Annotated in this window: 15 protein-coding genes and 1 tRNA gene; 11 read left to right on the forward strand and 5 right to left on the reverse strand. The window is 31.1% G+C overall.

The window, feature by feature from the left end:
• Positions 1-12 precede the first annotated feature (12 nt).
• The 3 genes from NHF47_RS12925 to NHF47_RS12935 all read left to right on the forward strand — a co-directional run bounded on the left by NHF47_RS12925 (position 13) and on the right by NHF47_RS12935 (position 2,928).
• Positions 13-1,422 (forward strand): rhodanese-like domain-containing protein, encoded by a 1,410-nt coding sequence (locus NHF47_RS12925; RefSeq protein WP_252765321.1) that lies wholly within the window; start codon positions 13-15, stop codon positions 1,420-1,422.
• 123 nt (positions 1,423-1,545) lie between these two features.
• The gene (locus NHF47_RS12930) at positions 1,546-2,682 is read left to right on the forward strand and encodes a TlpA disulfide reductase family protein (protein WP_252765322.1); all 1,137 of its coding nucleotides are present in this window, start codon (positions 1,546-1,548) and stop codon (positions 2,680-2,682) included.
• A 165-nt stretch (positions 2,683-2,847) separates the two neighbouring features.
• Positions 2,848-2,928, forward strand: a tRNA-Tyr gene (locus NHF47_RS12935).
• Positions 2,929-2,983: 55 nt separating this feature from the next.
• On the opposite strand, the gene NHF47_RS12940 is transcribed toward NHF47_RS12935, so the two are convergent.
• Positions 2,984-3,679: an SIMPL domain-containing protein gene (locus tag NHF47_RS12940; protein ID WP_252765323.1), complete on the reverse strand. Its 696-nt coding sequence runs from the start codon at positions 3,677-3,679 to the stop codon at positions 2,984-2,986.
• 39 nt (positions 3,680-3,718) lie between these two features.
• On the reverse strand, positions 3,719-4,360 hold the full coding sequence (locus tag NHF47_RS12945; RefSeq protein ID WP_252765324.1) for a rhomboid family intramembrane serine protease: 642 nt from the start codon (positions 4,358-4,360) through the stop codon (positions 3,719-3,721).
• A gap of 82 nt (positions 4,361-4,442) precedes the next feature.
• Here NHF47_RS12945 and NHF47_RS12950 point away from each other — a divergent pair, with 82 nt between their 5' ends.
• The gene (locus tag NHF47_RS12950) at positions 4,443-5,321 is read left to right on the forward strand and encodes a lysophospholipid acyltransferase family protein (RefSeq protein WP_252765325.1); all 879 of its coding nucleotides are present in this window, start codon (positions 4,443-4,445) and stop codon (positions 5,319-5,321) included.
• Positions 5,318-5,899, forward strand: a complete 582-nt coding sequence (locus NHF47_RS12955) for a non-canonical purine NTP diphosphatase (RefSeq protein ID WP_252765326.1) — start codon at positions 5,318-5,320, stop codon at positions 5,897-5,899. The genes NHF47_RS12950 and NHF47_RS12955 overlap by 4 nt, the downstream gene beginning before the upstream one ends.
• On the opposite strand, the gene NHF47_RS12960 is transcribed toward NHF47_RS12955, so the two are convergent.
• Positions 5,871-6,482 carry a trimeric intracellular cation channel family protein gene (locus NHF47_RS12960; protein ID WP_252765327.1) on the reverse strand — a complete coding sequence of 204 codons (612 nt, stop codon included), beginning with the start codon at positions 6,480-6,482 and terminating at the stop codon, positions 5,871-5,873. The two genes, NHF47_RS12955 and NHF47_RS12960, sit on opposite strands and share 29 nt — an antisense overlap.
• A 179-nt stretch (positions 6,483-6,661) precedes the next feature.
• Between NHF47_RS12960 and NHF47_RS12965 the strand changes: the two genes are divergently transcribed.
• The 4 genes from NHF47_RS12965 to NHF47_RS12980 all read left to right on the forward strand — a co-directional run bounded on the left by NHF47_RS12965 (position 6,662) and on the right by NHF47_RS12980 (position 11,752).
• Positions 6,662-8,503 carry a DEAD/DEAH box helicase gene (locus tag NHF47_RS12965; protein ID WP_252765328.1) on the forward strand — a complete coding sequence of 614 codons (1,842 nt, stop codon included), beginning with the start codon at positions 6,662-6,664 and terminating at the stop codon, positions 8,501-8,503.
• Between the two features lie 90 nt (positions 8,504-8,593).
• Positions 8,594-9,367, forward strand: a complete 774-nt coding sequence (locus NHF47_RS12970) for a carboxypeptidase-like regulatory domain-containing protein (protein WP_252765329.1) — start codon at positions 8,594-8,596, stop codon at positions 9,365-9,367.
• A gap of 334 nt (positions 9,368-9,701) precedes the next feature.
• A complete protein-coding gene (locus NHF47_RS12975; RefSeq protein ID WP_252765330.1) occupies positions 9,702-10,163 on the forward strand; it encodes a hypothetical protein in 462 nt (153 codons plus the stop codon).
• 17 nt (positions 10,164-10,180) lie between these two features.
• Entirely contained in the window at positions 10,181-11,752 is a 1,572-nt protein-coding gene (locus NHF47_RS12980) for a carboxylesterase family protein (protein ID WP_252765331.1), read from the forward strand.
• Between the two features lie 60 nt (positions 11,753-11,812).
• On the opposite strand, the gene NHF47_RS12985 is transcribed toward NHF47_RS12980, so the two are convergent.
• Together NHF47_RS12985 and NHF47_RS12990 are read right to left on the reverse strand one after the other, a co-directional pair.
• Positions 11,813-12,472: an RNA methyltransferase gene (locus tag NHF47_RS12985; protein WP_252765332.1), complete on the reverse strand. Its 660-nt coding sequence runs from the start codon at positions 12,470-12,472 to the stop codon at positions 11,813-11,815.
• 48 nt (positions 12,473-12,520) lie between these two features.
• A complete protein-coding gene (locus tag NHF47_RS12990) occupies positions 12,521-13,129 on the reverse strand; it encodes a hypothetical protein (protein WP_252765333.1) in 609 nt (202 codons plus the stop codon).
• 109 nt (positions 13,130-13,238) lie between these two features.
• Here NHF47_RS12990 and NHF47_RS12995 point away from each other — a divergent pair, with 109 nt between their 5' ends.
• Both NHF47_RS12995 and NHF47_RS13000 read left to right on the forward strand, forming a co-directional pair.
• The gene (locus tag NHF47_RS12995; protein ID WP_140997793.1) at positions 13,239-13,769 is read left to right on the forward strand and encodes an RNA polymerase sigma factor; all 531 of its coding nucleotides are present in this window, start codon (positions 13,239-13,241) and stop codon (positions 13,767-13,769) included.
• Complete coding sequence (locus NHF47_RS13000; protein WP_252765334.1) at positions 13,762-14,544, forward strand: anti-sigma factor domain-containing protein; 783 nt, start codon at positions 13,762-13,764, stop codon at positions 14,542-14,544. The genes NHF47_RS12995 and NHF47_RS13000 overlap by 8 nt, the downstream gene beginning before the upstream one ends.
• Positions 14,545-14,555 lie beyond the last annotated feature (11 nt).

The following is a 14,555-nucleotide window of genomic DNA, read 5'->3' on the forward strand; positions in this document are numbered from 1 at the left end:
ATTGAATATATCATGAAAATTGAACAAATATATACAGGTTGTATTGCTCACGCAGCATATTATATTGAAAACAATGGTGAAGCTGCCATTTTCGATCCTTTACGAGAAGTAGAGCCTTACCTTGAAAGAGCCAAAAAAGATGGTGCTACTATTAAATACATTTTTGAAACTCACTTTCATGCCGATTTTGTTTCAGGCCATTTAGATTTAGCTGAAAAAACAGGTGCAAAAATAGTGTATGGACCAACAGCTAAACCTAATTTTGAAGCTATAATTGCTGAAGATAATCAAGAATTTACCATTGGTAATTATACCATTAAAGCGATACATACACCTGGTCATACTTTAGAAAGCACCTGTTATCTGGTTTCAGATGAAAATGGTAAAGCACATGGAATTATTACGGGTGATACTTTATTTATAGGAGATGTAGGCAGACCCGATTTAGCTCAAAAGTTAGTAGCTGATTTAACACAAGAAAAATTAGCAGAATATCTTTTTCATTCTTTAAGGACTAAAATCATGCCTTTAAGCGATGATTTAATTGTGTATCCAAATCATGGAGCAGGAAGTGCTTGTGGTAAAAACATGAGTAAAGAAACTACAGATACTTTGGGGAACCAAAAAAAGACGAACTATGCGTTACGATTGGATATGACTATGGAAGAATTTAAGCAGGAATTATTAGATGGTTTATTACCGCCTCCAGCCTATTTTCCTCAAAATGTAATGATGAACATTGAAGGATATGAAAGCTTAGATCAAGTAAAAGAAAAAGCGAATAAACCACTAACTCCAAAAGAATTTGAAACTATTGCAAACCAGACTGAGGCTGTAATTTTAGATGTAAGAAATGAATATGATTTTATAAAAGAACACGTTCCAAATTCCATTTTTATTGGTTTACATGGACAATTTGCTCCATGGGTGGGTGCCTTAATTCGAGATGTAAAGCAACCTATCCTGCTTATTACTCCAGAAGGCAAAGAGGAAGAAACGGTTACAAGACTTTCAAGAGTAGGCTTTGACAATACTCTTGGTTTTTTAGAAGGTGGTTTAGACGCTTGGAAAAAAGCAGGGTATGAAACGGATAACGTTACCTCTATAACTCCAGAAGAATTTGCTCTAAAATTTGAAAATGCCACTGTTATAGATGCCAGAAAACCTGGAGAGTTTACAGCAGAACATGTTGAAAATGCAAAAAACATTCCCTTAGATTTTATTAATGACCATTTAGCTGAAATCCCAAAAGAGGATTCCTTTTATGTACATTGTGCTGGTGGTTATCGTTCCGTAATTTGGGCCTCCATTATGAAATCGCGTGGGTATCACAACATGATTAACGTAGAAAAAGGAATGGCTGGAATAAGGAATACAGAAATACCTTTGACGAATTATGTATGTCCGTCAACTTTAAAATAACAATTTTTCATAAAAAATGTCAGGTTTCTACCTGACATTTTTTATGAAAAATTTAATTCCAAATTATATTTAGAGTATTTTAATTTAAATACATTTGCCTAAAATTAAATGACAAAATTATAAATGAAGAAAACTTTTGTATTACTAGCAACTGCTTTAGCATTCGTATCATGTAATAAAGCTTTAGAAAATCAATATGAAATTACAGGTACAGTAAAAGGTATTGAGAATGGAAAAAAATTATTCATTCAAGTTCAAGATGAAATGGGCAGACCTATTTCTAAAGATACTGCTATCGTTAACAATAACAAATTTGAATTTAAAGGTGATGTAACAGGTATTGACATTGCTTTTATAAAACCAGAAGAAGGTATGCAAGCTTTACCTTTTATTTTTGAAGAAGGAAAAATTGAAATTGAGTTTAATAAAGACAGTCTTCAAAAATCAAAAATTGGTGGTACATTTAACAATGATAAATTCCAAGAATTTAATGATAAAGTAAGTAAAGTTGGTGAAAAAATAAACCAATTTAAGAAAGATAATGATGAAAAGATGAAGACGGCACAAGCATCACAAGATACCGTTGTAATCAATCAAGTGATGAAAGACTATAAAGTAATTCAAGAGGAGACACAAAAAAACGTGAAAGAAACGTATGTGAATTTCGTGAAGGCTAACCCTAAAGCTTATGTTTCTGCCTTACTATTAGAAAATATGCTTTTAAGTAATGCATTAACCATTGAAGAAGTAAAAGAAAACTATGAAAAATTAGATCCTTCTTTAGCAGAAACCAAACCAGTTAAGAATATTAAAAAAACATTAGATGCAGCTACAGCAATAACAATGGGTAAAACTGCTCCTGATTTTAGTGGTCCATCACCAGAAGGAAAAACAATCTCTTTAAAAGAATCATTAGGGAAAGTAACGATTATTGATTTTTGGGCTTCATGGTGCAAACCTTGCCGTCTTGAAAATCCAAATGTTGTTGCTTTGTATAATGAATTACATGAAAAAGGTCTAAATATCATTGGAGTTTCTTTAGATAAAGATGCTGAGAGCTGGAAAAAAGCAATAGCTGATGATGGGTTAGTTTGGAATCATGTTTCAAATTTAAAGTTTTGGCAAGATCCAATTGCAGAACAATACAATGTAAAAAGTATTCCAGCAACTTTTATCTTAGATGAAAAAGGAAATATTGTAGCAAAAGACTTAAGAGGAGATGAATTGAAAGCGAAAGTTTTAGAATTATTAGGTCAATAATCCTTAAAAAAACTATTATTTTAAAAAAATCTCCTTAGGGAGATTTTTTTATATTTTTCATTTACAAACAGTTATAAAATTATTAAAAAAATAGCTGTTTTTTTGTTTGCGAATATAAAAAACAATAGTATATTTGCCATCGCTAAGTCAAAATAGCGACAGGCTGGGGAGATACTCAAGCGGCCAACGAGGGCAGACTGTAAATCTGCTGGGAAACCTTCGCAGGTTCGAATCCTGCTCTCCCCACAAAAAAAGCATCAATTTCTTGATGCTTTTTTTTATTTTATAACTATTCTATTTTTTATTCCAACACAAAACTGATGGTTACATTGGCATTAATTTCAATTTCTCCAATTGCCAACGTTTCATTTGCAGCATCCATTTCTAATCCTTTAGCCATAACATTACGATACATTGGCTGTGGATAACTTGGTGCGGTTGTATCAGAAATTGAAATTGCTTTGCCAATTTTTTGATTTAAAACACTCACATAATCCTCTGCTTTCATTTTGGCATCCATAACGGCTTTTTTTCTAGCTTCTGTTTCATATTGCTTCATTTTAGAAGATTTAAACTCCACACCTTGTATTTGATTAATTCCGCTATTCACTAAATCCATCATTACACTTTCATATTTAGAAAGATCTTTCAAATGAATTTTAATCGTTTGACTAGCTACATAATTGTTCTTTTTGGTTTGATAATCATAATTCTTATACAAAGAAACTTGCTGTGTTTGAAAATCTGAAGCCGGAATCCCTTTAGATTTAATAGTTTTAAGTACTAAATCCACCGTTTCATCATTCTTTTTCTTTACTTCCTTCGCATCTGAACCAGTATACTCAACTCCAACAGTTATGAGAGCTTCATCTGGGGTTACTTTTACTTTTCCTTCACCTGAGACAGTCACTTGTGAAATAGGCGTTAATTTGTTTTCTTGTGCTTGATTCATCATAGTCGTACCTACTAATAGTAGTGTTAAAATTGCTTTTTTCATATTATTTTTTATGTTTATTTGTTCAAAAGATATGCCAAACTATAGTTTGTTCGTTTTATGCAAATAAAATAAGATTACAATTGGAATAGTTAACAAAATAACCATCCTAGTATTGGTTTCAATAAGAGAAGGTTGTCTAATTAACGTAATTAAATAACCTCCAATAGCACCACCAAAATGAGCCGTATGGCCAATATTATCTCTTTTTGCCTTCATTCCATAAATTGAATATAACAAATAGCCAATTCCAAAAATATAACCTGGTATTGGAATCGGGATAAAGAAAAAATATAAATTCAAATCGGGATACAACAAGATTGAACTATAAATAATTCCTGTTACAGCACCTGATGCACCAATGGCACGATAGGAATAATCATTTTTATGCATATACAAGGTAAGCAAACTTCCAGCTACCATACTTCCAAAATAGATATAGAGAAAATAAATATTACCTAATCTATCAATTACAATAGGTGCAAAAAAGTACAAGGTAAGCATATTGAATATCAAATGAGCAAAATCAAGATGTAGAAATCCAGAAGTAATCATTCTGAATTGCTCTCCTGCTCTAATCCTACCTACATGAAATTCATATTTTCTAAAAAAATCATAATCATTAAAACCTTTAAAGCTTACTAAAGCGGTTATCCCTATGATAACAAGTAAGAGTATATCCATTATTTTTTATTTTCTGTAAATTTAATAATAGTTTAGGTATTTCCTTATTATTTTAAAAAAGTATATTTGTAAAAAATTTAATATGCAGTTACTCGTATATATTTTATTATATCCTTTATTATATTTAATTTCTATTTTACCTTTTAAATTATTCTATCTCTTTTCAGATTGTATTTGTTTTTTTGTCTATCGAATTATTGGTTACAGAAAAAAATTGGTCAGAAAAAACATTGCTATGGCTTTACCTCACTTATCTGAAAAGGAAAGATTAGTTGTAGAAAAGAAATTCTATTCTCATATGTGTGACATGTTTTTAGAAATGATAAAAACCATGTCTATTTCAAAAGACGAAATTCAAAAAAGGTATAAATTCACCAATTTAGAAATATATAAAGAACTCGAGAAGAAAAACAAAAGTATTGTCTTACTTTGTGCACATTATGCGAGTTACGAATGGGTAATTTCAATGAATTACTACATTAATTATACAGGCTATGGCATTTATAAAAAGATTGCCAACAAGTATTTTGATAAATTAGTACGCGATATTCGTTCCAAATTTAAAGCAAAATTAATCACCACTAAAGACACCATTAAAGTAATTGAAGAAAATCAAAAAAAAGGGATTTTAGGCATTTATGGTTTCGCTAGTGACCAATCTCCAAAATCGTACATAAAATCTCATTGGTATCACTTTATGGGAATTGAAACACCCATTCATGTGGGAGCCGAACTTTTAGCAAAACGTTTAGATATGAATGTGGTCTTTCTTAAAACCAAAAAAGTCAAACGGGGGCACTACGAAGCAACTTTAGAAATAATGACGGAAGAAGCAAGAACTATTCCTAATTATGAAATTTCGGAAGCCTTCATTCGAAAAGTAGAAGAACAAATTTATGAAGCTCCACAATATTATCTTTGGACACATAATCGTTGGAAACATAAAAAAAATCAAGCATGAAATTAGTTTTTGCTTCTAATAATAAAAATAAAATTGCAGAAATTCAACAATTAATGCCATTAGGAATTACTGTTTTGAGTTTGGAAGAAATTGGTTGTGATGTAGATATTCCAGAAACAGCTTCAACTATTGAAGGCAATGCTATTTTAAAAGCGAACTACGTTACCGAACATTTTGGTTACGATTGTTTTGCAGATGATACAGGTTTAGAAGTAGAAGCCTTAAATGGAGCACCAGGAGTATATTCGGCAAGATATGCAGGTGAGCAAAAAAATGCAGATGATAATATGACCAAATTATTACTTGCTTTAGAAAATCATACAAATAGAAAAGCCCAATTTAAAACCGTAATTGCTTTAAATATTAATAAGGAACAGCATCTGTTTACAGGAATTGCTTCTGGTGTAATTATTGGTGAGAAAAAAGGAGAGAAAGGATTTGGTTACGACCCTATTTTTAAGCCAAACGAACTGGATAAAACATTCGCTGAATTAAGTATGGAAGAAAAAAGCAAATACAGTCACAGAGCTAAAGCAGTGAACCAATTACTCACTTTTTTACAAAAACACTTCCAGTAGGTAAACTCCAATTCATTTTAAAACAAAGAATTCTTGCTACAATAATAAAAAAACTAGACAGTAAATAAATTAAATCCACTTCCAACTTACAATTCAATAAAAGAAAAAATAAAACTCCTCCTAAAATACTTAAGGTTGCATAAATTTCTTTTCGAAACAAAACAGGAATTTCATTACATAGAATATCTCTTATTACACCTCCAAAAGTAGCTGTTAAAGTACCCAAAGCAATACAAATGACAGGATGAAGCTCTTTTTCAATACCTTTTTCAATACCAATTAAAGTAAACACTCCAAATCCAATGGTATCAAACAAAAAAAGCGAGATTCTTAATTTTTCCAAATACGCATTAAAAAGAATAGAAAGTACTGATCCACTAAAAATAATGATGATGTATTTGAGATCAAGCATCCAACCAACTGGAGTGTTCCCAATTAAAACATCTCTTAAAGTACCACCTCCTAAAGCGGTCACAAAAGCAATACAAAAAACCCCAAATAAGTCTAGTTTTTTATAAATAGCAGTTAATGCACCCGAAATAGCAAACACAAGAGTTCCAATACTATCAATATACTCAACCATTATTCTTTTCTTACAAAAGTATCTATTTAAATAAGAATTGATATGCTTTTTAACTATCGAAAGTTATTTTTTTCATAGTAACACTTAAAACAAAATTACAATTAATTGAAAATCAATTACAAACAAATTAGTTTATCCAATTAATTAAAACTACCTTTGCACCCAATTTAAAATATTTTATGAATAAATTTGAACAATTAGGTCTAAATGAATCGCTTCTGCTCGCGATTAAAGACCTTGGATTTGAGAATCCATCGGAAGTACAGGAAAAAGCGATTCCCCTATTATTGGAAAAAGACACCGACATTGTAGCGCTAGCCCAAACTGGAACGGGTAAAACAGCTGCATTTGGTTTTCCACTTATTCAAAAAATTGATGCTGAAAACAGGGATACTCAGGCATTAATTTTATCGCCTACTAGAGAGTTATGTCTACAAATTACAAACGAGATTAAACTTTACTCTAAATACATTAAAGGATTAAATACAGTTGCCATTTATGGTGGTGCTAGTATTACAGAACAAGCCAATCAAATTAGAAGAGGAGCACAAATTATTGTAGCTACTCCAGGAAGAATGCAAGACATGATTAACCGTAATATGGTTAACATTAAAAACATCAACTATTGTATATTGGACGAAGCGGATGAAATGTTAAATATGGGATTCTATGAAGATATTACCGCTATTTTATCTGATACACCAAAAGAAAAAAGCACATGGTTGTTTTCAGCAACTATGCCACAAGAAGTAGCTCGTATTGCTAAAGACTTCATGAGAAAACCATTAGAAATAACGGTTGGACATAAAAATTCTGGAAATGAAAATGTATCTCATGAATTTTATTTAGTAAGCGCTCGTGATCGTTATGCTGCTTTGAAACGCTTAGCAGATGCAAATCCAGATATCTTTTCAGTAGTTTTTTGCAGAACTAAAAGAGATACACAAGCAGTAGCTGAAAAACTTATCGAAGATGGTTATAGTGCAGCAGCACTTCATGGAGATTTATCACAAGCACAACGTGATGGCGTAATGAAATCATTCCGTGGAAGACAAATTCAAATGTTAGTCGCAACGGATGTAGCAGCTCGAGGAATAGACGTAGACGATATAACACACGTAATTAACTACCAATTACCTGACGAAGTTGAAACTTACACACACCGTTCAGGAAGAACAGGTCGTGCTGGAAAATCAGGTACATCATTAGTAATTATTACTAAAAGTGAATTACGTAAGATTACTCAAATCGAACGTATCATAAAAATGAAATTTGAAGAAAAACCAATTCCATCAGGAATTGAAATTTGTCAAATTCAATTATTTCATTTAGCAAATCGTATAAAAGATGTAGAAGTAGATCACGAAATTGATGCTTACTTACCTGCGATTGAAGAAGTTTTAAAAGACATTCCAAAAGAAGAATTAATTAAAAAAATGGTTTCTGTCGAATTTAATCGTTTTATTAATTACTACAAAAAATCGAGAGATTTAGCTTCAGATGGTGGTACAAGACGTGAATCTGGAACATTACCAACAGATGGTGCTGTTCGTTTCTTCATTAACATTGGTTCCAGAGATAATTTTGATTGGATGACTTTGAAAGATTTCTTAAAAGAAACGTTAGATTTAGGTCGCGATGATGTTTTCAAAGTAGATGTAAAAGAAGGTTTTTCATTCTTTAATACAGATGCCTCTTTAGCTCCAAAAGTAATGGAAGTTTTAAATGCTTTTAGTTTACAAGGAAGAAAAATTAATGTTGAAATTTCTAAAAATGAAGGAGGAAGTAACTCTAGAAGAAGAGATCACAATGGACGTAGTGGAGACAAACGTTCAGGTGGAGGTTTTAGAGGAGACCGAAATTCAAGAGAGGATAGACGTCCTGGCGGAAATGATAGAAAGCCCCGAAGAGACAGTAAATTTGAAGGAAAAAAATCAGATAATAATGAAAGAAGAGGTAGAAGAAATGAAGGAGATTCCTCTAATTTCTTTGAAAAAGCGAAACGTTCTAGAAGAAGTTAAGCAACAGATTCGTTAATTTTCTGATAAATAAATTATAAAGACTGTAAATTATCTCTTTTTGATTCGTATTTTTGAATCAATATTTAGCCCATGAGATACTTTACAGTCTTTTTACTTATACTACTGACCCACAACGCAATAGGTCAGACAGACACCTTATCAACTACTATTCAAGGTACAGTTGTTCACAGTCAGACCAAATTACCTATGAATAACGTACACGTTATTAATACTACAAAAGTAAGCGGTACAATTACAGACGGAAATGGTTTTTTTGAAATTGTTGCCAAAGCAAACGATACCTTATTATTTTCGTATTTAGGTTTTGAAACAATTAAAGTAAAAGTAACCCACGATTGGGTAAAAAATAAGACCTCAAAAGTTTCTCTTACTGAAAAAGCATACGCTTTAGAAGAAGTCGTAATTTCAAAATATAACTTAACTGGTTATGTTGAAGTTGACACTAAATTAATTCCAGTTTCTGAAAGTGATTATCGTTATAGTATTTCTGGGCTAGATGCAGGTTATGAAGCCGGAAGCAAGTCACCTAGTGCCGTTACCAAAGTATTAGGAGCGATTTTTAATCCTGCCGATTTCTTATATAATGCCTTTGGTAAACGACCCAAACAAATGCGAAAGCTAAAGGAAATGAAAAAAGATGATACCGTAAGGGAACTCTTAGCTACTAAATTTGATAGAGAAACCTTAGCCGCTTTATTAGAGATTGATAAAGATGACATTCCATTAATTCTTCAAAACTGTAATTACTCTCAGTATTTTATTAAAACCGCTAACGATTTACAAATCTTAGAAGCTATTAGTTCTTGTTATGAAGAATATAAGATTTTGAAAAAGAATAAATAAAAAACACGCTTTCACACTAAAAAATCAACGTTTATAGCGTTGATTTTTTTATTTACACAAATAGGTATTTTTTTAAAAAGAAAATACCTATTATTAAATTCGCAATTAACATATTCTTGTTATAACACATATATACTATTAAATTAACATTATAAAACACCTATAAATAATATTTTTACAAAATAATATCATATTTTTTTAAAATTTAACAAAATATATATTTTATATGTATGCATAGTAAATTATTTTTTTATACTTTAGTAAAATAATTATCGATTTTTTACGAAAATCATAATTTAACAACAAACAAATTACTAATTCAAAAATCTAAACTATGTTAAAAAAATTACACTACACCTTATTACTCATTGTAGTATTGTGTTCTACTGTGCTATATGCACAAGAAAAAAGCACTCTCACCACACCTATCTCATCTGATGAAGTTACAACCTTCATAAAAGTTTATGAGTACAAATTAAATCATCCGTTTGACATCGCAACCTCTTTAAAAAAAGCTGTTCAAGAAACTACTTTATCTGAAGAGAGAATGACTACCCTTTTAACAGCACAATTTAACGGAAATGACATTCAACTTACAACTACTGAAAAAGAGGAATTTGAGAAAATTAAAGCAATCATGGAAAAAGATAGAATGATCAACCAAGTTGCTTTAGATTCATTTATTACTAAAAATAAAATGAAACTCAGTCGCTATGAGGAGATTGAAAATTACTTTCATAATAATGATTCTTTTCAAAATAAAGTAGCACAACTGTACAATCAAAAAACAAACTAAACTAACCTCTAGCAATCATGAAAAAAACTATATACTCATTCTTGGGTGTGCTTTTTATTGTACTAAACACACTAGCACAACCTTTACCTAATAGATACCAACAAGATGTTTTCAGTTCTTTCCAAGTAACTAAAGATGTTGTTTTTAGCACTAATATTCCAACTGTTAAATCATTTAATCTTTTTGGAAATCGTTTAGCCAATGAAGAATCCTATGGAGAAGTCAAAACAACCTTACGAATGAATATCTACAGACCTTTAAACGACACTTTAACCAAAAGACCTGTTATCATCTTTGCATTTGGTGGTGGTTTTGTAAATGGAAGTCGCACAGAAGCAAGCATGGTAAAACTTTGCGAATCTTTTGCCAAAAGAGGGTATGTAACAGCGACTATAGATTATCGATTAGGCATGAATATTGGAGATAGAGAACTCTCAAAAAGAGCCGTTTACAGAGCCTTACAAGATGGTAGATCGGCAGTTCGTTTTTTTAGAAAAAATGCTACAACATATGGTGTTGATCCTAATCAAATATTTATTTCTGGACATAGTGCAGGTGCTTTCTTAGCCTATCAAGCGGTTTATTTGGATAAAGACTCAGAGAGGCCTGCATCTACCAGAAGCTATTTTGGAAGAGCCGATTTAGGCGGATTAGATGCGATTGGAGATAATAAAACCTACGCTAATGGTTCTCTAGTTAGTGGAAAAGCGAATGGTGTTATGGGATTTGCAGGAGCTTTAGGAGAACTTAGTTACATTGAAAATAGTTCTGACGTGCCAGGGGTGTATTTTCATAGCTCAAATGATAGTACGGTTCCTTATAATAGTGGCGAACCTTTCTCTTATATTAGTTGGTTACCTGGTTTTAATTTACCTACGGTTTATGGAAGTAATCAAATGAACAATCGCGCCAATACGGTAAATGCAAATCATGCTTTTTATTCATATACAAATCGCGGCCATAATGTACATTATAACGGCTCAAATTTATATTCTGATATCGTACCTAATGGCTCACAATATTTCTACCATACATTTTTAAAACCAAATGGAATTACATTAGAAGGCTACAGCTCCATATGCAGTACTTGTTTAACTCAAAATTATACCGCCGTTGGTAATGCTTTTTATTATGATTGGCAAGTTACTGGAGGAACAATAAACTATAGCAATGCATTTGACAATACCATTACAGTCACTTGGGATAGATCAGCTACCAATAAATCTATCACACTGACACCGTATAGTAGAGTTTTAGCAAGAGGAACAACAATTAATTTAGAAGTTTCTATCAACTCCCGAAGAATGGATACAAGTGAATTAAAAACTTCAATGGTTTCTAACGTTCTTGTTGCGCCAAATCCTTTTATAGATAACCTTACTGTTACTATTACAAATGATTTTCAGGGTGAAATTAATATTCTTATTTATGATGTTACAGGACGTATCATCAAAGAGAAAAAGATACTAAAAAATGAACCAACTCTAATTGAAAACATAGGAGATGCTTTCCAAAATTCAGGCTTGTATTTTATGCAAATAAGCAATAACAAAGACGAACCCACTATTCACAGAATATATAAACAATAATTATATATAGTTACCATTTGATTAATAAAGGCTTGTTATTTTAACAAGCCTTTTACTTTCTTATAAGTCGTTTTCATAAAAACGACTTTCAACAAATGCAATATCTTTAATTGATTTCCTTGTCCAGTCTAATCGTTTTTCAATAATTTCTTCTTCCGTTAATTGCCATTGGATATTTGAATTTCGGAGTCTATTGGTAAGGTCTTGTATGATAATAGCAGCAGAAACAGAAATATTCAGACTTTCTGTAAAACCTACCATCGGTATTTTTAAAAAACCATCTGCATGTTGTAAAACTTCTTCTGATAATCCTTCTTTTTCTGTTCCAAAAAACAAGGCAGCTGGTTTTGTAATATCAAATTCATGCAAAAAGCAAGACTCATTATGTGGTGTTGTAGCAATAATTTGATATCCTCTTTGCCGCAACGTTTTCATGCACGACATGTTACTACTAAATTCATTAATATCGACCCACTTTTCTGCACCTAAGGCAATTTGCTTATCAATAGTTTTACTATATTTTTGCTCAATCACATTCAATTCTTGAATACCAAATACTTCACAGCTTCTCATTACTGCACTTGTATTATGCATTTGATAAACATCTTCTACTGCTACCGTAAAATGACGGGTTCTATTGGCTAAAATTTCTATAAAACGTTGTTTTCTATTTTCAGAAATAAATCCTTCTAAATATTCTAATAAGGCTACATTTTTCATTGGAGCCAAATTTAGCAAAGCCAAGGATAAATTAAAAATTATATTAAATTATAATTCTATCTTTTTAATTTCTGTCCATGTTGTTAATTGATAGGAGTTCGTTATTAGGTCATTTGGAAATTTAATAACTAAAGAAAGTACTTCTTCTTTTTCTTTATCTATAGCATTCGCATTTGGAAAGAATAAGAAATCTAGAAAAGATAAATTCTCTCTATTTTTTACACCTGCAAATAATGAAACTTCATCAGAAACATAACTCAAAGGCTCAGAATCTTTTGGAGTAATAATTACGCTCCCTAATAAATGGTTCTCATTTAAAATGGTTTCTTCCGTTACTCTCTCTTTAACGATAGGTCCGTAAAAATAAATTCTTCCTTTATTGGCTTTAGCCTGAATTACAAATTCTTGATTATTGGCATTTGTAAGATTAAATTCTAAATAAAAAGGAGTAGTCTCATAAATGGATTTTCCTAAAAAATTCTTTACATCTGCAGCTAAAACTACATTTTGATAATCAGAGGTATATGAACTATAACTATTAGTGATTTTTGGACTTACAACAGGTCTTAAATTACTAGTATTTAAACCAGAACTGATTAGCAAAGTTCCTAAAATAACAAATACAATTAACTCGAGAAATAATTTTACTTTTTTCATGACGGCAATCATTGAGTGGTTAATATAAAATGATATACGAGATAAATAAAAAATTGGTTTTAAAAAGAGGCCATTTTTTTTGTATATTAGCAATAACTTAAAAAATTCTATGGAACAAGAACAATTACTTAAAGAATTACTTAGTAAAAGTGATCGATCATTTACCTTGTTATATGACAATTATTCAAAAAGTTTGTATGCTGTCATTTTCAATTTAATAAAAAACAGAGAAGAAGCCGAAGATGTGCTTCAAGAAGCTTTTGTTAAAATTTGGAATAATATTGATTCTTATAATGAATCAAAAGGAAGATTATACACTTGGATGCTAAACATTACCCGCAATACTACCATTGATAAATTGAGATCTAAAGGCTATAATAATAGTCAAAAAAACCATTCTGCAGATAACTTCGTATATATGCTTGAAGACAATTCGAAGACAGTCAACAAGATAGATGCCATTGGAATAAGTAGGTTTATAAAAAAATTAAAACCGAAGTGTATTCAAATTATTGAATTGCTATTTTTTCAAGGTTATACACAACAAGAAGCATCTGAAGAATTAGAAATACCTTTAGGAACCGTAAAAACGCAAAACAGAAATTGCATGAACGAATTAAGAACAATGATCAATGAATAGTAGAGAATTAATAGAATCTGGTACATTAGAACTCTTTGTTTTTGGAAAACTAACAGAAGAAGAAAACAAAAATGTAATAGATATGGCTAAAAAACACCCTGAAGTTCAGGAAGAAATTTTAGCAATTGAAAACGCTGTTATTAACCTTTCGCAAAGCGTAGCTCCACATTTATCTGCCACTAATTATGAAAAAATTAGACAAAAAATTTTAGGTAAAAATGGTGTAATTGCACTGCAAAGAAAACCGTCATGGACAAACTATATTGGTTGGGCTGCAGCCGCTATATTTGTAATTGGATTTGGTTTCCAATATCTTAAATGGAATGATTCGCAAACAACTATTGAACAATTAAGTACTGAAAAAAGTAATATGCAAAGATTGATTGTTGATTTAGAATTGGAAAAACAAGAAGCTGAAAAAGTATTAGCGATTGTAAGAGACAACAACAATATTCAAGTAGCCTTAGGTGGTCAAGAAGTAGCGCCTAATGCTTATGCTAAAGCTTATTACAATAAAGAAACCAAAGAAGTATACATTGATGCTTCTGGATTACCAACACCTCCAGAAGGAAAAGTATATCAAGTTTGGGGATTAAAATTAGACCCTTTAACGCCTAAAAGTATTGGTCTATTAAATGATTTTGCATCAAATTCTACAAAAGTATTTAAAGTAGACAAAGCAGAAGAAGCAGAAGCCTTTGGAATTACCTTAGAGCCTGCTGGAGGAAGCCAAAGTCCTACTCTAGAACAATTATACACTTTAGGAAAAGTATAAAAAACAACCCA

The organism is Flavobacterium sp. NRK F7 (assembly GCF_024054195.1).
GTDB lineage: Bacteria > Bacteroidota > Bacteroidia > Flavobacteriales > Flavobacteriaceae > Flavobacterium.